This is a genomic window from Caldovatus sediminis, from assembly GCF_014644455.1.
Lineage (GTDB): Bacteria > Pseudomonadota > Alphaproteobacteria > Acetobacterales > Acetobacteraceae > Caldovatus > Caldovatus sediminis.
Map to the genome: position 1 here is coordinate 1 of NZ_BMKS01000021.1, position 19,224 is coordinate 19,224.

The 19,224-nt window shown below is 76.4% G+C and carries 14 protein-coding genes and 1 pseudogene; 6 read left to right on the top strand and 9 right to left on the bottom strand.

Translation table 11 applies throughout. From position 1 onward, the window contains the following. Positions 1 to 174 precede the first annotated feature (174 nt). Positions 175 to 657, top strand: a complete 483-nt coding sequence (locus tag IEX99_RS20435; protein ID WP_188903755.1) for a MarR family winged helix-turn-helix transcriptional regulator — start codon at positions 175 to 177, stop codon at positions 655 to 657. Between the two features lie 744 nt (positions 658 to 1,401). Here IEX99_RS20435 and IEX99_RS20440 read toward each other — a convergent pair. The 4 genes and pseudogenes from IEX99_RS20440 to IEX99_RS20455 all read right to left on the bottom strand — a co-directional run bounded on the left by IEX99_RS20440 (position 1,402) and on the right by IEX99_RS20455 (position 4,540). After that, a pseudogene (locus IEX99_RS20440) lies at positions 1,402 to 3,098 on the bottom strand (M3 family oligoendopeptidase). A gap of 157 nt (positions 3,099 to 3,255) precedes the next feature. Further along, complete coding sequence (locus IEX99_RS20445) at positions 3,256 to 3,510, bottom strand: hypothetical protein (RefSeq protein WP_188903757.1); 255 nt, start codon at positions 3,508 to 3,510, stop codon at positions 3,256 to 3,258. A 43-nt stretch (positions 3,511 to 3,553) separates the two neighbouring features. Next, on the bottom strand, positions 3,554 to 3,850 hold the full coding sequence (locus IEX99_RS20450; protein ID WP_188903759.1) for a hypothetical protein: 297 nt from the start codon (positions 3,848 to 3,850) through the stop codon (positions 3,554 to 3,556). A 48-nt stretch (positions 3,851 to 3,898) separates the two neighbouring features. Continuing rightward, entirely contained in the window at positions 3,899 to 4,540 is a 642-nt protein-coding gene (locus tag IEX99_RS20455; protein ID WP_229678181.1) for a tyrosine phosphatase family protein, read from the bottom strand. A gap of 267 nt (positions 4,541 to 4,807) precedes the next feature. Here IEX99_RS20455 and IEX99_RS20460 point away from each other — a divergent pair, with 267 nt between their 5' ends. Beyond that, the gene (locus IEX99_RS20460) at positions 4,808 to 5,815 is read left to right on the top strand and encodes a Bug family tripartite tricarboxylate transporter substrate binding protein (protein ID WP_188903761.1); all 1,008 of its coding nucleotides are present in this window, start codon (positions 4,808 to 4,810) and stop codon (positions 5,813 to 5,815) included. 213 nt (positions 5,816 to 6,028) lie between these two features. Here the strand turns inward: IEX99_RS20460 and pgmG are convergent, their stop codons facing one another. The 4 genes from pgmG to IEX99_RS20480 all read right to left on the bottom strand — a co-directional run bounded on the left by pgmG (position 6,029) and on the right by IEX99_RS20480 (position 12,590). After that, positions 6,029 to 7,447: a phosphoglucomutase/phosphomannomutase PgmG gene (pgmG, locus tag IEX99_RS20465; protein ID WP_188903763.1), complete on the bottom strand. Its 1,419-nt coding sequence runs from the start codon at positions 7,445 to 7,447 to the stop codon at positions 6,029 to 6,031. 26 nt (positions 7,448 to 7,473) lie between these two features. Next, positions 7,474 to 8,784 carry a UDP-glucose dehydrogenase family protein gene (locus IEX99_RS20470; RefSeq protein ID WP_188903764.1) on the bottom strand — a complete coding sequence of 437 codons (1,311 nt, stop codon included), beginning with the start codon at positions 8,782 to 8,784 and terminating at the stop codon, positions 7,474 to 7,476. Positions 8,785 to 8,871: 87 nt separating this feature from the next. After that, positions 8,872 to 10,842: a phosphatidylglycerol lysyltransferase domain-containing protein gene (locus IEX99_RS20475; RefSeq protein ID WP_188903766.1), complete on the bottom strand. Its 1,971-nt coding sequence runs from the start codon at positions 10,840 to 10,842 to the stop codon at positions 8,872 to 8,874. Further along, on the bottom strand, positions 10,839 to 12,590 hold the full coding sequence (locus tag IEX99_RS20480; protein ID WP_188903768.1) for a lysine--tRNA ligase: 1,752 nt from the start codon (positions 12,588 to 12,590) through the stop codon (positions 10,839 to 10,841). Before IEX99_RS20480 ends, IEX99_RS20475 begins: the two co-directional genes overlap by 4 nt. Before the next feature lie 228 nt (positions 12,591 to 12,818). Here IEX99_RS20480 and IEX99_RS20485 point away from each other — a divergent pair, with 228 nt between their 5' ends. From IEX99_RS20485 to IEX99_RS20495, 3 genes are all read left to right on the top strand, one after another. Further along, on the top strand, positions 12,819 to 15,650 hold the full coding sequence (locus IEX99_RS20485) for an ATP-dependent DNA helicase (RefSeq protein WP_188903770.1): 2,832 nt from the start codon (positions 12,819 to 12,821) through the stop codon (positions 15,648 to 15,650). A gap of 93 nt (positions 15,651 to 15,743) precedes the next feature. Next, positions 15,744 to 16,229 carry a tellurite resistance TerB family protein gene (locus IEX99_RS20490; RefSeq protein ID WP_188903772.1) on the top strand — a complete coding sequence of 162 codons (486 nt, stop codon included), beginning with the start codon at positions 15,744 to 15,746 and terminating at the stop codon, positions 16,227 to 16,229. 82 nt (positions 16,230 to 16,311) lie between these two features. After that, positions 16,312 to 17,127, top strand: coding sequence for a sulfotransferase domain-containing protein (locus IEX99_RS20495; protein WP_188903774.1), 816 nt, complete (start codon positions 16,312 to 16,314; stop codon positions 17,125 to 17,127). 463 nt (positions 17,128 to 17,590) lie between these two features. Here the strand turns inward: IEX99_RS20495 and IEX99_RS20500 are convergent, their stop codons facing one another. Continuing rightward, positions 17,591 to 18,559: a threonine dehydratase gene (locus IEX99_RS20500; protein ID WP_188903776.1), complete on the bottom strand. Its 969-nt coding sequence runs from the start codon at positions 18,557 to 18,559 to the stop codon at positions 17,591 to 17,593. Positions 18,560 to 18,650: 91 nt separating this feature from the next. Here IEX99_RS20500 and IEX99_RS20505 point away from each other — a divergent pair, with 91 nt between their 5' ends. Continuing rightward, positions 18,651 to 19,205, top strand: a complete 555-nt coding sequence (locus IEX99_RS20505; protein ID WP_188903778.1) for a hypothetical protein — start codon at positions 18,651 to 18,653, stop codon at positions 19,203 to 19,205. Positions 19,206 to 19,224: the final 19 nt, after the last annotated feature.

The window sequence follows — 19,224 nt, forward strand, 5'->3', positions numbered from 1 at the left end:
TGGCGTCAAACAGGATGTCCTCGTAGGTCATGTCGCTGCTCCCTCAACCCACCATGGTCAGGCCGCCCGACACGCTGGCGGGCCGGATATGGCAATGGTATGCTTCATCTCCGCCGATAAGGCAAGATATTGATGAATCACCTCGCCAAAGATCGAGCGCCCGAAACGCCGCCGATGCGCGACGACGCGGCGGCCCGGTTCGACATCGCCAACCGCCTGTTCCTGCGGCTGTACCAGGCCTCCAACCTGATGCACAAAACGGGAACCCGCGCGGTCAGCCGCTTCGGCGCCACCACCCAGCAGTGGGCCGTGCTGGGGGCGCTCTCGCGCCCGGCGGTCCGCGACCGGGGCATGGCCGTCAAGGAGCTGATCGCCTTCCTGATGGTCAGCCGGCAGAACCTCACCGCGGTGCTGGACCGGCTGGAGGGCGCGGGCCTGGTCGAGCGGGTCCGCGCCGCGGATGGCGATGGCCGGCTCCGCCACGTCCGGCTGACGCCGGCGGGCGATCGGGTCTGGTCGGAGATGCTGGTCAACATCCGCCGGTACTACGAGGACGCCCTGGCGGACTTCTCCACCGAGGAGTGCGTGCAGCTGTTCCGTCTGCTCGATCGGTTGCGGCACGCCCTCAGCCGGATGACCGGGCCGGAGGGCGAATGAGCGTCGCACGGCGGGACGGGGGCGGTCCTCGCCCGGCCACCCGCGCGGCGACCGGCCTCGTCCGTCGCGCCGTTTCGCGCCCCCCGGCGGTGTCAGCGGTCCGCGATCTGCCCGCGCGGCTCCGCCGCGGGGAGCGAGCCCGCGGCGGGGCGCCCGACGCCGGCAAGCCGCTTGCGCCTCGGCATCGCCGGCTCCCCAGCGCCGACGCCGGTCCTCCACCTCCGGACCCGGCGGCTTGCCGGGCGGTGCAGCGGAGCGAGGAGCAGGAGGCCGCCGCCGGCCACCCTCGCGCCACCGGGGGGTCAGAGGCGCACCGGCCGCTCCACGCCGGCGCGCCCCACGCGCCCGAGGCGGAGACGGCGCACACCGCGTAGACGTGCGCCACGCCCGGCGGCGGCGCGGTGCCCGCCCACATCGCCCCGCGCAGCGGCACCGGCGCGATGGGCGCAGGCGGTCCTTCCGGCGCCAGCGGAGCAGCTCGCAGGTGCAGAAGTTCGGCTCGCGCTTCGGGGACCAGCGCAGAACGGCGTTGCCGCGCCCGTCGCCGCGCGCCTCGATCCATTGCGGGGCGGCCGGCCGCACCGCAGGCCGGAAGGGCGTGCCCCAGACGAGCGCCGTCGCGTAGGTCTCGAGCCGCAGCGGCGGCAGCCTGAGCCGCCCGCAAGGCCGAGGAGCAGGCGTCTGCCGGGACAGTCGCCCATGGATGCCGTCGCGCCATGGCGTCTCGCCTCCCTCCCGCCGGGATCAGGCGGCCGCGAGCGCCGCCTCCGCCGCGCGCACCACCCCGGCGAGCGCGCCGGGGGCGAAGGGCGAGACCAGCCCCGCCGACCGCGCCAGCGCCCGGAACGGCGCCGACCCGCCGCGCCCGCACAGCGCCACATAGGCGTCCAGCGCGCCGCGCGCGCCCAGAGCTGCATCGCGCAGCACAGCGCCAGCGCGTAGTCGATGTAGTAGAAGGGCGCGTCGTAGATGTGGTGCTTCGCCTGCCAGCGCCCGCCCTTCGCCGGATGGGCGAGGTCGCCGTAGTCGGTCCACGGCATGTAGCGCCGCTCCAGCCGTCGCCAGATCGCGTGCCGTTCCCCGGGCGTCGCGTCGGGGTGGGCGTACACCTCGTGCTGGAAGTGGTCCACGCAGGCGGCGTAGGGGAGGAAGGCGAGCGAGGCGACCAGGTGCATGCGGCGGAACCGTTCCGCCGCGTCCTCGCCCACCAGCAGGCCGATGTGGGGGTGGACGAGGAACTCCAGCCCCATGGAGTGGATCTCCGCCGCCTCCATGGTCGGCCAGAGCAGGTCGAGGAGCGGCTGGTCGCGGCTCTCCCAGCACTGGAAGGCGTGGCCCATCTCGAAGGCGTGGCCCATCTCGTGGGTGAGGACGCCGACGTCGTGATGCGTGCCGGTGAAGTTGGCGAAGACGAAGGGCACGCCGTGCGTCGGGAAGGCGGTGCAGAAGCCGCCGCCGGCCTTGCCCGGTCGGTTCCTCAGGTCGAGGAACCCGCCCTCCTCCATCAGCCGGAAGAAGGCGCCGAGCCGGGGGTGCAGGCGGTCGAACAGGGCGCGCGCCTGCGCGACCAGCGCGTCGTGGTCGCCGACGGGCTTCGGGTTGCCCTCCGGGTCCACCAGCGCCTCGTCCCAGAAGCGCAGGCGGTCCCAGCCCTGCGCGCGCCGGCGCGCCTCCAGCAGGCGCGCGACCAGCGGCACGACGCGCTCCGCCACCTCGTCGCGGTAGCGCGCGACCTCCTCCGGACCGTAGTCGGTGCGGCGCATGCGGCGGTAGCCGAGCGGCGCGTAGGTGGCGTAGCCGAGCGTGCGCGCCATGCGGTGGCGCAGCCGCACCAGCGCGTCGTAGAGCGCGTCGAGCTCGGCCCCGTTCGCCGCGAAGAAGTCCCAGCGCAGGCGCTCGGCGTCGTGCCGCGTCCCGCGGTCGGGGTCCTCCGCGAAGGGGGCGAGGCCCGCCAGGTTGACCGTGGCCCCGCCGATGGCGAAGCGGGCGGAGGCGAGCAGTTCGGTGTAGCGGGCGGAGAGCCGCGCCTCCTCCTCCAGCTCGGCGGCGATCGCCGGGTCGAAGGTGGTGACGTCCATCTCCCACAGGCGCGGCGCGTGGCCGCCGGTCGCCGCCTCCAGCCCGGCGCGGTCCGGGTCGGCGAGCAGCCGGCGCTTCAGCGCGACCTCGTGCCCGGTCGCGACCGGCGCGAGGGCGTCGGCGTATGCGCGCGCCGCCCTGGCCGCGGGATCGTCCGTCGCCTGGGCGAAGCGCAGGCGCACCAGCGCGCTCCAGGTCTCGAGCGCGCGGCGCAGGCGGTCCCAGCGCGCCAGCGCCTCGGCGCGCGCCGCCGCGCCGCCGCGGTCGAGCAGGGCGTTCAGCTCGGCGTAGCGCGCGGCGAGGCCGTCGCGGGTCGGGGTCTCGGCGGCGATGTCGGCGAAGCGGATCGGTGGCGGCGACATGGGGATTCCCGGGCGGCGGGCGGGCAGGATGCGGGGATGCGGCGCGTCGGGTCCCCCTGCCCGGCCGCCCCGGATGCGCCGCGGCCGGAGCGCCGCCGGCACCGCCGCGGCAGAGGGCGGCGCCGTCGCCCGGAAGCCCGCCCGCGCGGGACCGCGCCTAGGGCGGACCCGCGCCGCGCGTCAATCCCGCCGCGACGAGGCCGGTGCCGGGCGAGGCCGGCACCGGCTGCGCCCTTGCCGCGAGACCGCCGGGCGCCACCGGGACCGGGATCGCCATCGCCGCCAGGGGCCGCGCCGCGAAGGTCAGCCCGTGCGGCGGCCGCGCCAGGGCCATCGCCGCCGGCGAGGCGGTCAGCGCCGTCACCGGCCAGCGCAGCCCCCCGAGGGCGGGGCGGCCGGGCAGGACCGACACCGCCGCCTCGGCGGCGCCGGCGGCCGCCCAGAGCCGGCCGCGCTCAGCGGTCGCGGAAGGCGATCGCGTTGCGCAGGGCGTGGGCGATCTGCTCGATGCGCCGCTCGAACCCCGCCGCCGCGGCGGGCCGCCCGGCGGCCTCCGCGCCGAGGACGCCGCGCAGGAGCGCGCCCTCGAGCTGCGCCGCCATGTCCTCCATCGCGCGCCGCGCCGCCTCCACCCCGCTGCCCTCGACCGCGGCCCGCAGCGCGGCGATCTCGCCGAAGGCGGCGGCGAGCGCGGTCTCGAGGGCGACGATCTCGCCGCGCAGCTCGTCCAGCTCGTCGTCCGGCCCCTGCATGGATCCTCCGACGCTTCCGGGCCGCCGGCCCGCCGGGGGCCGCGATCCTCAACGCGCCTCGCGGCGGATCGGCGGCGCGGCGGCGAAGGGGCCGGCCGCGGTCCGCCAGCCGGTGGCGGCCACGACCTCCCGCCCCCGGCCGCCCTGCGACATCTGCTCCGCGAGCTCGGGCCGCGCCGCGAGCTGCCGCCGGTAGACCGCGCGCGCCGCCGCGGCCAGCTCGCCACCCCGGCCGAGCGCGGCGTCGCCGAGCTCGAGCAGGCGCAGGTTGGGCCAGGCCTTCGGCCGGATCCGCAGGACCTCCGCCAGGATCCCGCCGGCCGGGTGGTCGGGCAGCGCCTGGGCGAGGATCAGCGCCAGGGACGCTGTGGACCGCGACACCCCGGCATGGCAGTGGACGAGCAGGTGCCCGCCGGCCGGGAGTGGCTCCGCCAGGAGGCCGCGGCCGAACGCCAGGAGCTCGTCCACATGCTCCGCGCGCGGAGGCGCCGTCCCGGGCAGTTCCTCGATGACGTCGTGGAAGCGCAGTTCCAGCCTGCGGTGCTCGCCGTAGGCGCCGAACGCCTCCGGCACCGGCCAGCCCGGGTCGAGGATGGACAGCACGTGGCTCACGCCGGCCGCGCAATGACCGTTCAGTTCCTCGATGCCGCAGACGGTGATCCGGAAGGGGACGATGGTCGTGTCGGTCATTCCTGTTCCGCCGGGTCGCGCCCGCGCATGCGTGCGGCACCTTCGCCACACGGTGCCGCCGCCCGCGGCCACTCTCAGAGATGGTCGCCGTGCCGGGCATGGCCAAGGTCGTCGCCGCGGGGAGCCGCGCGCCGCCGACGAAACGGGTGGGCGCGACGGGTCGCGGCCCGCGACACGGTTTCGCCCCCGTGCCGGGCGCGGGCCCGAGCCTCGCCGGCTCCGGCGGAGGCGTGCGATAGTCGCGCCTTCCGAGGGAGGACCGACGCCATGACGCCGACGCCGACGCCGCCCGGCGGCCGCCGCCACCGCCGCCGGGATCTGCTCGCGATCGGGGCCGGGGCCTGGCTGGCCGCGCCGCGGCGCCCGCGCGCCCAGGGAGGGTTCCCCAACCGCGCGGTGCGCATCGTCGTGCCCTACGCCGCGGGCGGGCCGAGCGACATCATCGCCCGCGCCATCGCCGAGCGCCTGTTCGAGGCCTGGGGCCAGCCGGTCGTCGTCGAGAACCGGCCCGGCGCCGGCGCCACGATCGGCGCCGAGCACGTCGCGCGCGCCGCGCCGGACGGACACACCCTGCTGCTCGCCGCCTCGGCGCATGTCATGAACCCGCCGCTGATGCCGCACCTGACCTACCACCCGGTGCGCGGCTTCGCGCCGATCCTGCAGGTCGCGTACCACCCGATGATCCTGGTGGTGCACCCCTCGGTGCCGGCCAGCAGTTTCGCCGAGTTCCAGGCGCTGGCGCGGCGCCAGGAGGGCGGGGTGACGATCGGCTCGGCGGGGGTCGGCAACGCCTCGCATCTCGCCGCGGCGCTGCTCGGGGTGGAGGCGGGCTTCCCGTTCACCCACGTGCCCTACAACGGCTCGGCGCCCTCGATGACGGCGCTGGTCTCGGGCCAGGTGCAGGCCTCCTTCCTCAACTCCACCGTCGCGACGCAGCAGGTGCGCGCCGGACGGCTGCGCGCGCTCGCCGCGACCAGCCTCGAGCGCTGGCGCGAGCTGCCGGAGGTGCCGACGGTGGCGGAACTCGGCCATCCCGGCTTCGAGGTCGGCGCCTGGTACGGGTTCCTCGGCCCCGCCGGCCTGCCCGAGCCGATCGTGGCGAAGCTGCACCGCGACCTGCGCGCCGCCGTGCAGGCGCCGGCGGTGCGCGAGCGGATCACCGGCGCCGGCCTCGACCTGCGCGATGCCGGCCCGGCGGAGTTCCGGCGCATCATGGAGACCGAGCTGGCGAAGTGGGAACGCGTGATCCGCGCCGCGGGGATCCGCCCCGACTAGCCGAACCGCCCCCGGCCCGGCGGGGGCGTTCGCGGCGCGCGCCAGGACGGGCGCGTCAGGCCGGACAAGACCGCGCGCCTGCCCTCATGCGGGCCGCGAGCCGGCGCGCACGCCCGCGTCGACGTGCCGCGGCGCGGCGGTTCCGCCGCCCCCGGTCGCATCCGGCCCGATCCGCGACACCGGCCGCGGTCGCGCACGGCGCGTGCGTCTCCCTCAATGGCCCGCGTTGGCGGCCGAGAAGTCCGGCGCCTGGAGGCCGCTCGCCCGCAGCTGGCGCGCGATCTCGGCCTTCAGCCGCTCCAGCCCCTCGGCGCTCCGCGCCTCCGCCCGCGCGACCAGCACGGCCTGGGTGTTGGAGGCGCGCAGCAGCCACCAGCCGTCCTCGGTGAGGACGCGCACGCCGTCCACGTCCTGCACCCGGGCGCCTTCCGCGGCGAGGCGGTCCTTGACCTCCTGCACCACCGCGAACTTCCGCTCCTCCGGGCAGTCGAAGCGCAGTTCCGGCGTGTTGATCACCCTGGGCAGCGCGGCGCGGATCGCGGAGAGCGGGCGGTCGGAGCGGGCGAGCACGCCGAGCAGGCGCACGGCGGCGTAGAGCGCGTCGTCGAAGCCGTACCAGCGGTCGGCGAAGAAGATGTGGCCCGACATCTCGCCGGCGAGCGGCGCGCCGGTCTCGGCCATCTTCGCCTTGATCAGCGAGTGGCCGGTCTTCCACATCAGGGGATTGCCGCCGGCCCTGGCGATCTCGTCGAACAGCACCTGGCTCGCCTTGACGTCGGCGATGATGGTGGCGCCGGGGCGCTGGCGCAGCACGTCGCGGGCGAGGATCACCATCATCTGGTCGCCGAACAGGATCCCGCCCTGGTCGTCCACCAGGCCGATGCGGTCGGCGTCGCCGTCGAAGGCGATGCCGAGATCGGCCTTCTCGCGCGCCACCTCCTCGATGAGCTGGGCGAGGTTGCGCGGCACGGTGGGATCGGGGTGGTGGTTGGGGAAGGTGCCGTCCACCGCGGCGTTGATGACGAAGTGCTCGCCCGGCAGGCGCGCGACGAGGCGCTTCAGCACCTCGCCCGCGGCGCCGTTGCCGGGGTCCCAGACGACGCGGAGCCGGCGCTCGCCGCCGTCGTAGTCGCGCAGCAGGCGGGCGACATAGTCCCCGGCGAGGTCCACCCGCCTGTCGGAGCCCTCGGCGGAGGCGGGCACCACGTCGCCCTCCGCCGCCATGCGGCCGATCTCCCGGATCTGCGCGCCGAAGAACGGCTTCCTGCCGAGCATCATCTTGAAGCCGTTGTAGTCCGGCGGGTTGTGGCTGCCGGTGACCATCACCGCGCCGTCCGTCTCCAGCGCGTGGGCGGCGTAGTAGAGCATCGGCGTCGGGCCGAGGCCGATGCGCAGCACCTCGAGCCCGCAGGCGCGCAGGCCGGCGACGAGCTGCGGCTCGAGGTCGGGCGAGGAGAGCCGGCCGTCGTAGCCGACCGCGACGCGGCCCCGGCCGCCCTCGCGCACGACGATCGAGCCGAAGCAGCGGCCGATGGCGAAGGCGTCCTCGGGCTTCAGCGTCTTCCCGACGACGCCGCGGATGTCGTACTCGCGCAGCACGGTCGGGTCGAAGCGGTGGTGGAAGACGGTCATTCGCGAAGTCTCCGCGCCTTGGCCCGTCACGGGCGTCCGATGGAGTGGTAGCGGAACCCGGCCTCGCGCATCGCGGCCGGGTCCCAGACGTTGCGCAGGTCGAGCACGACGTCGCCGCGCATCGCCGCGCGCAGGCGGTCGGGCGAGAGCGCCCGGAACTCGTTCCACTCGGTCAGCAGCACCAGCGCGTCGGCGCCCTGCGCCGCCTCCAACGCGCCGGCCGCGTACTCGATGCCCGCCGCGGGCAGCAGCGCGCGCGCGTTCTCCATCCCCGCGGGGTCGAAGGCGCGCAGCCTCGCGCCCGCCTCGACCAGCCTCGGGACGACGGCGAGCGAGGGGGCGTCGCGCATGTCGTCCGTCTCCGGCTTGAAGGTCAGGCCGAGCACGGCGATGGCGAGCCCGGCGACGGAGCCGCCGCAGGCGGCGATGACGCGCTCGGCCATGCGCGCCTTGCGCGCCTCGTTGACCGCGATGGTGGTCTCGACCAGGCGGGCCGGGGCGCCGAGGCTCTGCGCGGTGCGGGCGAGGGCGAGCGTGTCCTTGGGGAAGCAGCTCCCGCCGTAGCCCGGGCCGGGGTGGAGGAACTTGCGCCCGATCCGCCCGTCGAGGCCGATGCCGCGCGCCACGTCGTGCACGTCCGCCCCGGCGGCTTCGCACAGGTCGGCCATCTCGTTGATGAAGGTGATCTTCATCGCGAGGAAGGCGTTGGCGGCGTACTTGATCAGCTCCGCGGTCTCGATCGAGGTCGCGACGATCGGCGTCTCGATCAGGTAGAGCGGGCGGTAGAGGCGGCGCAGCACCTCGCGCGCGCGCTCCGAGTCGGTGCCGATCACGACCCTGTCGGGGCGCATGAAGTCGCCGATCGCGCTGCCCTCGCGCAGGAACTCCGGGTTGGAGGCGACGGCGATGTCGAGGTCGGGGCGGACGCGGCGCACCAGCTCCTGCACCCGCCGGCCGGTGCCGACGGGGACGGTGGACTTGGTGACGAGCACCAGGGGGTCCTCGGCGGCTCGGGCGACCTGCTCGGCCGCGGCGAAGACGTAGGAGAGGTCGGCGTGGCCGTCGCCGCGCCGGCTCGGCGTGCCGACGGCGAGGAACACGGCGTCGGCGCCGCGCACCGCCGCGGCGAGGTCGGTGGTGAAGGAGAGCCGCCGGTCGCGCAGGTTGTCGGCGACGAGGCGGTCGAGGCCCGGCTCGTAGATCGGGATGCGGCCCTCGCGCAGCGCGGCGATCCGCGCGGCGTCGGTGTCCACGACGCGCACCTCGACCCCGAATTCCGCGAAGCACGCGCCCGAGACCAGCCCGACATAGCCGGCCCCCACCATCGCGATGCGCATCCGCCGCTCCCCTCAACCGCCTGATGCGCGGCCCGCACGGTGCCGGCAACACATTTCCCCGGGAGCCGCCATCACGGGCGCCTCGCGTCAGGCTGCTGCCCTGGCGCGGCGCGGCGCCGGCACCGGTTCCTCCGGCAGCAGCGCGCGCAGGCGCTCGAGGTCCCGCTCGGCGCGGCAGGCGAGGTAGCGCAGGCCGCGGCTCTCCGGCGTGAGGATCGGGAAGGCGGTCAGGCCGATGTCGCCGTAGACGCGCAGCAGATCGGGGCCCACGCGCCAGAAGGCAGGGTCCACGCCGGCGCGCTCGCAGATGTCGCGGAAGCGCCAGACCGCGGAGACGCGGTCGCGCTCCTCGCCCATCGGGTCGCCGAGACCGAGCCAGACGCCGTCGCGCTTGAGGAAGGCGAAGCCGGCGCGGCCCTGCTCGCCGAACACCGCGCCGTCGGCCTCGGCCGGGGCGAGCGCGCCGAGGGCGGCGAGGCGCCGGCGCGCCTCGGCATCGTAGGGGACGGGCGCGAACCGCGCCGGCCGCAGCAGGCGGACCAGCGCGACGAGCAGCAGCACGGCGGAGAGGCCCACGGTGAAGCGCAGCGAATCGGGGGCGAGCGGGGAGAGCACCACGCGCCACCAGCTCTCGCCCGCGACGGCGCCGCCGTAGGCGACCAGGGCGAGGACGAGGGCGCAGCCGGCGACCGCGCCGATGGCGAACAGCGCCTCGCCGTTGAGCGGCTCGGCGAGCAGGCGGGCATCGCGGTAGAAGGCGCCGCGCAGCGTGGCGAGCAGCCCGGCGACGAAGACGAAGGCGCCCGCCACCCACCAGGGATCGCCGCGCAGCCCGGTGATCACCGCGCCGAGGAGCAGCAGCGCGAGCGCCGCCCCCCAGGCGAGGCGCAGCCGCCGCAGCAGGCCGTAGCCCATCACGAGCAGCAGGCTGCCGACCACCGAGGCGGCGAAGTGCGAGGCGAGCGCCGCGCCGTACCCGCCCCACGCCTCGATCGCCGAGCCCCGGGGCGGCAGGGCGCCGATGAAGAGGAGCACGGTGCCGCCGAGGCCGACGAGCGAGGCGAGCGCGGGCACCTCGAACGGGGCGCCGCCGCCCACCGCCGCCGTGATCCGGGCCATCGCGGCGCGGCGCTGCGACAGCTCGAAGGCGGCGAACAGCGCGCCGGCGAGGAACAGCGGCACGACGTAATAGTAGAGGCGGAACAGCAGCAGCGCGCCCACGAGCTGGGCGGTGGTCAGGTGGTGCTGCAGGCCGAGCAGCATGGTGCCGTCGAACACGCCGATGCCGCCCGGGACGTGCGCGAGCAGCCCGGCGGTCAGCGCGGTGACATAGACGCCGAGGAAGATCAGGAAGGTGAGATCCTCGGAGGGCGGCAGCAGCGAGTAGAGGATCGCCGCCGTCACCGCGACCTCGGTGCTGGCCAGCGCGGTCTGCGCCAGCGCCATGCGGAAGCCGGGCAGGTCGATCCGGTGGCCGAACAGGTGCAGGTGCGGCACGAAGCGCGCAAGGGTGATGTAGGCGATCACCGCCGCCCACAGCAGCAGGCCGAATGCGCGCGGGACCCAGAGCGAGGCGCCCTCGCCGACGAAGGGCACCACCTCCGGCTCGAACAGGAGAACGGCGCCGCCGAGGGCGAAGCCGCCGAGGCCGAAGGTGAGCGAGGTGAAGGCGACGACCTTGGCGATCTGCAGCGGCGACAGGCCCCAGGCGGCGTAGAAGCGGTAGCGCACGGCGGCGCCCGACACCGCGGCGAAGCCGAGGTTGTGCGCCAGCGTGTAGGCGCAGAAGGAGGCGAGCGAGGTGCGCGCGTAGCCCACCGGATGCCCGGCGTAGATCGAGCCGAGCCGGTCGTAGATGGTCAGCAGCATGTAGGCGGCGACGGTCCAGCCCGCGGCGATCCAGAGCGAGGAGGCCGGGATGGCGCGCAGCGCCTCGCCGACCTCGGCCACCGAGAGGCCGCGGAACTCGCGCTGGAGGACGTAGATCGCGCCGACGAGGAGGGCGAGGCCGAAGACGGTGGGCCCGTAGGCGCGGATCAGGGGCCAGGCGCGGCTCACGCCGGGGCGGCCTCCTCCTCCGCGCCGCCGCGGGCGAGGGCCGACTCGATCAGGCCGATGGTGCCCGGGATGCCGTACAGCGCGACGAAGCCGCCGAAGCGCGGGCCCTCCGGCTGGCCGAGCAGGACCTGGTAGAGCGCGTTGAACCAGGCGCGCGAGACGCCCATGCGGCCGTCCTTCGTCCGCTCCAGGAACGGCTCGCGCCGGCCGGCGTCGTAGACGAGGTCCTGGATCGCCCTCGCGCGCTCCTCGAAGGGCAGGGCGTCGAGGTCGCCGACGCGCTCGCGCAATGCGTGCAGCAGGGCCTCGAGCGCCGCGCGCTCCGCCGCGGTGGGCGCGCGGTGGCGCTTGTTCGGCTCGACGAAGTCCTTGTAGTAGTTGATGGCGTGCTCGCAGAGGCGGCGCAGCAGCGCGGTCTCCGCCGCCTCGCCCGCCGCCAGGGGGCGGCCCAGGTAGCGCTCGACGTAGCGGATCAGGTGCCCGGGATCGTCGCTGCCGAGCGCCGAGACGACGTTCAGCAGCATCGAGAAGGGCACGGCGGTGAAGGACTGCGGCACCTCGCCGCCGAGGATGTGCCAGACCGGGTTCGACCAGAGCGCGTCGCGCGCCTGGCGGGCGATGCGGTCGGCGCGCACCAGCTCCTCGACGTCCGCCACCCCGAGCTCGGCCCCGCGGGCGGCGATCGTTCTGGCCTGCCGCGCCGCCTCGTCCAGCCTCCCCAGGTACTCGTCCACGGTGCGCGGGATCACGTCGAAATACAGCCGCTTGGCGCGCTGCGGCGCCTGGTACATGAAGTAGCCGAGGCTCTCCGGCGGGGCGTAGCGCAGCCACTCCTCGATGGTCAGGCCGTTGCCCTTGGACTTGCTGATCTTCTGCCCGTGCTCGTCGAGGAACAGCTCGTAGGTGAAGCCGATCGGCGGCTCGGCCCCGAGGATGCGGCAGATCCGCGAGGAGAGGCGGACCGAGTCGATCAGGTCCTTGCCCGACATCTCGTAGTCCACGCCGAGCGCGTACCAGCGCAGCGCCCAGTCGGCCTTCCACTGCGCCTTGCAGCCCCCGCCCGTGACCGGGGTCTCGAAGCGCTCGCCCGTCTCGGGGTCGCGCCAGACGATGGTGCCCTCCGCCGGGCGCGCCTCCTCCACCGGCACCTGCATCACCGCGCCGGTCCGCGGGTGGATCGGCAGGAAGGGCGAGTAGGTGGCGCGCCGCTCCGGCCCGAGGGTGGGCAGGATCACCGCGCGGACCTCCTCGTGCACCTCCAGCATCCGCCGCAGCGCCGCGTCGAAGCGGCCGGAGCGGTAGTAGTCGGTGGCGGAGGCGAACTCGTACTCGAAGCCGAAGGCGTCGAGGAAGGCGCGCAGCCGCGCGTTGTTGTGCGCGCCGAAGCTCTCGTGCGTGCCGAAGGGGTCGGGGATGGCGGTCAGCGGCTTGCCGAGATGCCGCGCCAGCATCTCCCGGTTCGGCACGTTGTCCGGGACCTTGCGCAGCCCGTCCATGTCGTCGCTGAAGGCGATCAGGCGCGTCGGCACGCCCGGCGCGAGCCGCTCGAAGGCGCGGCGGACCCAGGTGGTGCGCGCCACCTCGCCGAAGGTGCCGATGTGCGGCAGGCCGGAGGGGCCGTAGCCGGTCTCGAACAGGGCCTCGCCCTTGCCGGAGGCCGCGAGCCGCGCGGCGACCTTGGCGGCCTCCTCGAACGGCCAGGCCTTGACGGCGGACAGGTCGGGCGGCGGGCGAATGGCGTCCGGCATCGGGACTCGGTGAACCAGGGCTGCGTGTTCGGCCCGGGGTTATAGGGGCGCGGGCCGGGGCGCGCGACCCCGGGCGGCGGGACCCGCCGCCCGAGGCGGCTGCCGGCATGCCGCGGCGGGAGGGGCCGGCCGGCACGGCCGCCGCCCCGGCCCCCGGCGGCCCCGATCGCGCTCGGCAGGGGGCAGGGGCGGTATCGGCGATCCCCGCTCCGCCCCTAGAATGGCGCGATGCCGCCCGCGCCGCCCGCCGCCTCCGCGACTCCGCCGCGCCTCGCCTTGCCGGCGGCGCCGGCGCTGGTAGCGGGCGGCGACGGCCGCGCCAGCCTCGTCACGCCGGAGGGCGAGATCGAGACCCTGGCGGCGGAGCGGCTGGCCGCGCGGCTGCGCGACCTGCCCCCGCCGATGCTGGTGCACGCGCCCGCGACCGCGCGGCGGCTCGGCCTGCCGCTGTTCCCCGTCGCGTACGACCTGCTGGAGCTGTTCGCCTTCTGCCTGCCGGCGCGCACCGCCGCGCCGACGCCGCGCGGGCTCGCCCTGGCGCTCGAGCGGGACCCGCCGCGCGACGACCAGGCCGCCGCGGCGCTGCTGCCGGAGCTGGCGGCGGAGCTGCTGCGCCGCCTCGCCGCCGCGCGCGACCGGCCGCTCAACCGCGACGCGGCGGCGCTGGCGGCGAGGATGCGGGAGGCGGCGAACTGGCCCTGGGCGGAGTCCGTCCTCGCCGCGCTCGGCCGGCCGCGAGCGCACCCCTCCTTCGACGCCTTCCGGGTCTGGCGGCGCCTGCCGGAGTGGCAGGACACCGCGCCGCCCATGCCCGCCGCCTCGCACCCCGTGACGCCGGCGGAGGCGCGCGCGCGGCTCGCCGCGATCCTCGGCGGGGCGGCGGAGCAGCGGCCGCAGCAGGCCGACTACGCCTCCGCCGCGGCGGCCGCCTTCGCCCCGCGTGCGCAGCGCGGCGCGCCGCATCTCGTGCTCGCCGAGGCCGGCACCGGCACCGGCAAGACCCTGGGCTACGTCGCGCCGGCGAGCCTCTGGGCGGAGAAGAACGGCGCGCCGGTGTGGATCGCGACCTACACGCGCAACCTGCAGCGCCAGATCGAGCAGGAGCTGGCGCGCCTGCATCCCGATCCGGAGGAGCGGCGGCGCCTCGTCGTCGTGCGCAAGGGGCGGGAGAACTACCTCTGCCTGCTCAATATGGAGGAGCTGCTCGGCCAGGCGACGCTCGCCGGCCTCGTCGTGCCGCTGGCGCTGGTGGCGCGCTGGGCGCTGGCGACGCGCGACGGCGACCTGATGGGCGGCGACTTCCCGGGCTGGCTCGCCGAGCTGTTCGGCCCCGCGGCGATCTGGCCGCTCGCCGACCGGCGCGGGGAGTGCATCCATTCCGCCTGCCCGCACTACAAGCGCTGCTTCGTCGAGCACTCGATCCGCCGCGCCCGCTCGGCGCGCATCGTGGTGGCGAACCACGCGCTGGTGATGGTGCAGGCGGCGTTCGGCGGCGGCGAGGACGGGCGGCCGATCCGCCTGGTGTTCGACGAGGGGCACCACCTGTTCGACGCCGCCGATTCGGCCTTCTCCGCGGCGCTGACCGGGGCGGAGACGGCGGAGCTGCGGCGCTGGCTGCTCGGCGCCGAGGGCGGGGCGCGCAGCCGCGCCCGCGGGCTGCGCCGGCGGCTGGAGGAGCTGGTCGGCGACCGGCCGGACCTGCACGCCCCACTCGAGGCGGCGCTGGAGGCCGCCCGGGCGGCGCTGCCGGCGCCGGGCTGGATGACGCGCGTCGCCGAGGAGCGCGCCGGGGCCGGCGGCGGGGAGGGAGGGCGGCGCAACCCGACCGAGGCCTTCCTGCGCCGCGTGCGGCGCCAGGTGCTGGCGCGCGCCCCGGCGGACGACGCGGGGATGTACGACCTCGAATGCGACCTCCACCCGCTCGGCGAGGGGCTGGCGGAGGCGGCGGAGGCGCTCGGGCGCGCCCTGGCGCGCCTCAGGGAGCCGCTGGCGGCGCTGCGCGAGCGGCTGGCGGCGCGGCTCGAGGACGAGGCGGAGGAGCTGGAGCTCGGCGAGCGCATCCGCATCGAGGCGCAGTGCCGCGCGCTGGAGCGCCGCGCCCTCGCCCCGCTCGCCGCCTGGACGGCGATGCTCGGGGCGCTCGCCGCGCCGCCGCGCGCCGCCGGCGAGCGGCCGGACTTCGTGGACTGGCTGGCGCTGGAGCGGCGCGACGGGCGGGAGGTGGACGCCGGGCTGCACCGCCACTGGCTCGATCCGACGGTGCCCTTCGCGACGACGGTCGCGGCGCCGGCGCACGGGCTGCTGATCACCTCCGCCACGCTGCGCGACGCCGTCGCCGGCGAGGACGAGGACCCGGAGGCCGCCTGGCACGCGGCGGAGGCGCGCACCGGCGCGGTCCACCTGCCGCTGCCGGCGATCCGCGCGGCGGTGCCCTCGCCCTTCGACTACGCGGCGCGCACGCGGGCCTTCGTCGTCACGGACGTCGCCCGCGACAACCCCGGGCAGGTGGCGGCGGCGTTCCGCGCCCTGTTCCTCGCCGCCGGGGGCGGCGCGCTCGGCCTGTTCACCGCGATCCGCCGGCTGCGCGAGACCCATGCGCGCATCGCCCCGGCGCTGGCCGAGGCCGGCATCCCGCTCTACGCGCAGCACGTGGACGCGATGGACAACGCGACGCTCGTGGACGTCTTCCGCGCCGAGGAGGAGAGCTGCCTGCTCGGCACCGACGCGATGCGCGACGGGGTGGACGTGCCGGGCCGCTCGCTGCGGCTGCTGGTGTTCGACCGGGTGCCCTGGCCGCGGCCCTCGATCCTGCACCGCGAGCGGCGGACCCATCTTTCCGGGGGGCGGCCGCAGGCCTACGACGACGCGCTGACGCGGCACCGGCTGCGCCAGGCCTTCGGGCGGCTGATCCGGCGCGCCGACGACCGCGGCGTGTTCGTGCTGCTCGACCGCTCCTGCCCCTCGCGCCTGCTCGCGGGACTGCCGGCGGGGGTGGTGGCGCGGCGCGTCGGGCTGAAGGAGGCGGTGGCCGAGACCGGGGCGTTCCTGGCGGCGCGGTGACGCCCCGGCCGTGTCTCCTGTCACAGGCGTGATCGGGCCATGGTTGACCCCCGCGCCGGGGCGGGCGAGGAGGACGGCGAAGGAGATTCCGCCATGCCTCCCGCCACCCTGGCCCCCGCCGATCGGGCCGCGCCCGCCGAGCTCCGCGGCGAAGGCTCGGGCCGAGCGGTCCAGCGCTTCAACGCACAGGAGGCGCTGATCTGCGCCATGGTCCTGATGGCCGCCGCGGACCGCGCCATGTCGGACGCCGAGCTCGCCATGATGTCGCGGCTGGTGCAGGAGCTGCCCGCCTTCGCCGACTTCAACGCCGCCGAGATCGAGCTGGTGACCGAGACGGTGCTGCGGCTGCTCGAGGAGACGGACGGACTCGACCGCGCCTGCGCGATGATCCGCGAGGCGCTGCCGCCGCGGCTGCGCGAGACGGCCTATGTGCTGGCCTGCGAGGTCGCAGCCGCCGATGGCGACGCGAGCCAGGAGGAGCTGCGCTTCCTGCAGGACCTGCGGATCGCGCTCGACCTCGACCGGCTCGTCGCCGGCGCGATCGAGCGGGCGGCGCGGGCGCGCTACCAGGTGATCTGAGGGCGCCGCCCCCGGGGGCGCGGGCGATCCGCGCGCAGGGGCACTTGCCCGATCGCGCGGCGCGTGCATCACATCGACGCCTATGCCCCCTTCGGACGACACGACCGCCGGGACGACCCGCGCGCGAGGGGGCGCCGCCAGGCCGGCGGCGCCGCGCCTCGTGCTCTGCGCCGGGCAGTTCGGCAGCGGCTCGACCTGGGTGTTCAACGCGGTGCGCGCGCTGCTCGCGCACGCCACCGGCCAGGCCGAGATCCGCGGCCTGTTCGCCGACAGCCTGCGCGACCTGCCCGAATTCACCCGCCTCGGCTCGCCGCTGGTGGTCAAGGCGCACCGGCCGGACCGGTCGCTGCGCGTGCTCGGGGCGATCTACCGGGCGCCGATGGTGGTCTCGGTGCGCGATCCGCGCGACGCGGTGGTCTCGATGGCGCAGCGCTTCGGCGAGCCGGTGCCGGACTGCGTCCGCGCGGTCGCCGACTGCGCGCGGCACCTGATGCTGCTGCGCGAGCAGCCGCGGGTGCTGGTGCTGCGCTACGAGGACGGGTTCACGACCGCGCCCGGCACCGTCGCCCGCCTCGCCGCCTTCCTCCGGCTCGCCGTGGCGGAGGCGGCCTGCGCCACCATCGCCGCGGCGCTGACGCCGGAGCGGGTGCGCGAGACGGTAGCGACGCTGGAGCGGGCCGGCGTCTACGGCGCGACGCCCGATCCGCGCCGGCACGACCCGAAGACGCTCTGGCATCCCGGGCATGTCGGCGACGGACGGGTGGGCAAGTACCGCGAGGCGCTGGCACCGGCGGCGGCGGCGGAGGTGCTCGCCGCGACGGCCACCTACTGCCGCGCCTTCGGCTACGGCCCCGGGGCGGCCGCGCCGGCGGCGGCCGGCGGCGCTTCCGCGACCTGAGCGCCGCCTCCCGCGCGGTGCGGCGGGTGGCGGCGTGCGGGTTCCGCGGGCCCGCCGGCGCGGCCGGGATCGAGGGGCTCGACGACGATGCAGCGCTCGAGCAGATCGCGGACGGCTGGAAACAGCCGGGAGCGCGCATCGGCTCGGCAGACAACGAGCGAGAACCGTTGCAGCGAGCACCGCCGAGCGAAAAACGGCTTCTCGCCGACGGGGAGAGGCCGCGATGCCGGCGCTCGCGGGCCGTCGCCCGCGCCGGATCGGAGCGCGGGCGCGGCGGCGTCGCGCCCGACGGGGGCGGAGGAGGCCGGGGCGGCGCGTGTCGCGCAGGCCCGGTCCGGTGTCCGCGGGCCGGGTCCCGTGCCGGTGCGTCGCGATGGCGGGGCGATGGCGGGCGGCGCGGGCCGCGGTCGCGATGCGGATGGGGGATGGACGGGCGGCCTCCTTCGCGGCCGATGCCGCCGTATCAGCCGCCGCCGAGGACCCAGTCCCGGAACAGGTCGAGGTCGATGTTGCCGCCGGTGAGCACCAGGCCGACGCGCCGGCCGCGCATCCGCGCCCGCTCCTGGAGCAGCGCGGCGAGCGGGGCGGCGCCGGCGCCCTCGGCGAGGTTGTGGGTGTCCTGCCAGTAGGCGCGCACCGCCTCCGCCACCGCATCGTCCGTCACCGTGACGATGCGCGCGGCGCCGCGGCGGATCATGGCGAAGGCGTCGGGGTCGGGGACGCGCGTCGCCATGCCGTCGGCGCGCGTCGCGGCGCTGCCGGTGGAAACCGGCCGACCGGCGGCGAGGGAGAGGGCGTAGGCGGGCGCCCCGCTGCTCTGCACGCCGACGATCTCGGTCGGCAGGCCGAGCAGGTCGCGCACCAGGATGCAGCCGCAGATGCCGCTGCCGAGCCCGATCGGCACGTAGAGCGCATCGAGCGGCGCGGGCACGCCGCGGAACAGTTCGAGGGCGTAGGTGGCGACGCCGAGGACCAGCTCGGGCGCGAAGGAGGGGGCGAATTCCAGCCCCTCGGCGGCGGCGAGGCGCATCGCCTCCTCGCGCGCGGCGTCGAAGTCGTGGCCGTGCTCGACCAGGCGCGCGCCGAGGGCGCGCATCGCGGCGTTCTTCTCCGTGCTGTTGCCGTGCGGCACGACGATGGTGACCGGCACGCCGAAGGCGCGGCCGGCGAAGGCAAGGCTCTGGCCGTGGTTGCCGCGGGTGGCGGAGACGATGCCGCGCCGCTGCGCGCCGCGGCGCGCGCGCGCGAGACGATCCATGTAGGTCAGGCCGCCGCGCACCTTGAAGGCGCCGGTCGGCGTGTGGTTCTCGTGCTTGACCCACACCTCGCAGCCGGCGCGGGCGGCGAGCAGCGGCCAGGCGTATTGCGGCGTCGGCGGCAGGTGCGCGCGGACGAGGCCGGCGGCGTCCTCCAGCGCGGCGAGGTCGAACATGGGGCGGCCCTCCGGAACGGCGCGGTGCGGCGGGCGTTGCCCGCGGTGGGACGCGCCCATCCGGGACGCGAGAGTAGCGGAGGTCTCCGGCATGGCCATCAGGGCGAACAGCGCCGAATGGACGGGCCAGCACGACGATACGCCGCTCACCGTCCCCGTCGTCTGGGGCGAGTTCGCGGACGCGGCGACGCTGCCGGCGGCGGCGGCGCGGCTCGACGAGGAGGAGGCGTTCCATCGCCGGCAGGCGCGCACGCGCGCGCCCGAGGCGGCGCCGATCGAGCCGCCCGACGAGGATCCGAGGGGCGCGAGCGCGCGGACCCAGCGCCAGCTCGGCGTGGGCACGGCGATGGCGGCGACCGGGATGCTGGCCGCGGGGGCGGTGATCGCGACCGGCGGCGCGGTGCTGCCGGCGGCGGCGGCCCTGGCGGCCGGCGCGACCGGGGCGGCGGGCGAAGTGGTGGGCACCTCGCTTGAGCCGGCCTCCACCGGCAACCCGCCGCCGGGCGTGAAGGCCGCGGCGGAGGCACAGGGCCCGATGCTGGGCCTCAGGGCGGCGACGGCGGAGCTGCGCGAGCGCGCCGAGCGCTTCCTGCGCGAGAGCGGCGCGGTGCGGGTCTGGGTGCAGGAGGCGCGCGCCGGCGGCTGAACGCCGGCAGCGGCGCGGG

Excerpts from the sequence above, each read along its gene's own strand:
- IEX99_RS20435 (WP_188903755.1), top strand. The coding sequence starts at position 175 with ATGCGCGACGACGCGGCGGCCCGGTTCGACATCGCCAACCGCCTGTTC.
- IEX99_RS20450 (WP_188903759.1), bottom strand. The coding sequence starts at position 3,850 with ATGCAGGGGCCGGACGACGAGCTGGACGAGCTGCGCGGCGAGATCGTC.
- IEX99_RS20455 (WP_229678181.1), bottom strand. The coding sequence starts at position 4,540 with ATGACCGACACGACCATCGTCCCCTTCCGGATCACCGTCTGCGGCATC.
- IEX99_RS20460 (WP_188903761.1), top strand. The coding sequence starts at position 4,808 with ATGACGCCGACGCCGACGCCGCCCGGCGGCCGCCGCCACCGCCGCCGG.
- pgmG (WP_188903763.1), bottom strand. The coding sequence starts at position 7,447 with ATGACCGTCTTCCACCACCGCTTCGACCCGACCGTGCTGCGCGAGTAC.
- IEX99_RS20470 (WP_188903764.1), bottom strand. The coding sequence starts at position 8,784 with ATGCGCATCGCGATGGTGGGGGCCGGCTATGTCGGGCTGGTCTCGGGC.
- IEX99_RS20480 (WP_188903768.1), bottom strand. The coding sequence starts at position 12,590 with ATGCCGGACGCCATTCGCCCGCCGCCCGACCTGTCCGCCGTCAAGGCC.
- IEX99_RS20485 (WP_188903770.1), top strand. The coding sequence starts at position 12,819 with ATGCCGCCCGCGCCGCCCGCCGCCTCCGCGACTCCGCCGCGCCTCGCC.
- IEX99_RS20490 (WP_188903772.1), top strand. The coding sequence starts at position 15,744 with ATGCCTCCCGCCACCCTGGCCCCCGCCGATCGGGCCGCGCCCGCCGAG.
- IEX99_RS20495 (WP_188903774.1), top strand. The coding sequence starts at position 16,312 with ATGCCCCCTTCGGACGACACGACCGCCGGGACGACCCGCGCGCGAGGG.
- IEX99_RS20500 (WP_188903776.1), bottom strand. The coding sequence starts at position 18,559 with ATGTTCGACCTCGCCGCGCTGGAGGACGCCGCCGGCCTCGTCCGCGCG.
- IEX99_RS20505 (WP_188903778.1), top strand. The coding sequence starts at position 18,651 with ATGGCCATCAGGGCGAACAGCGCCGAATGGACGGGCCAGCACGACGAT.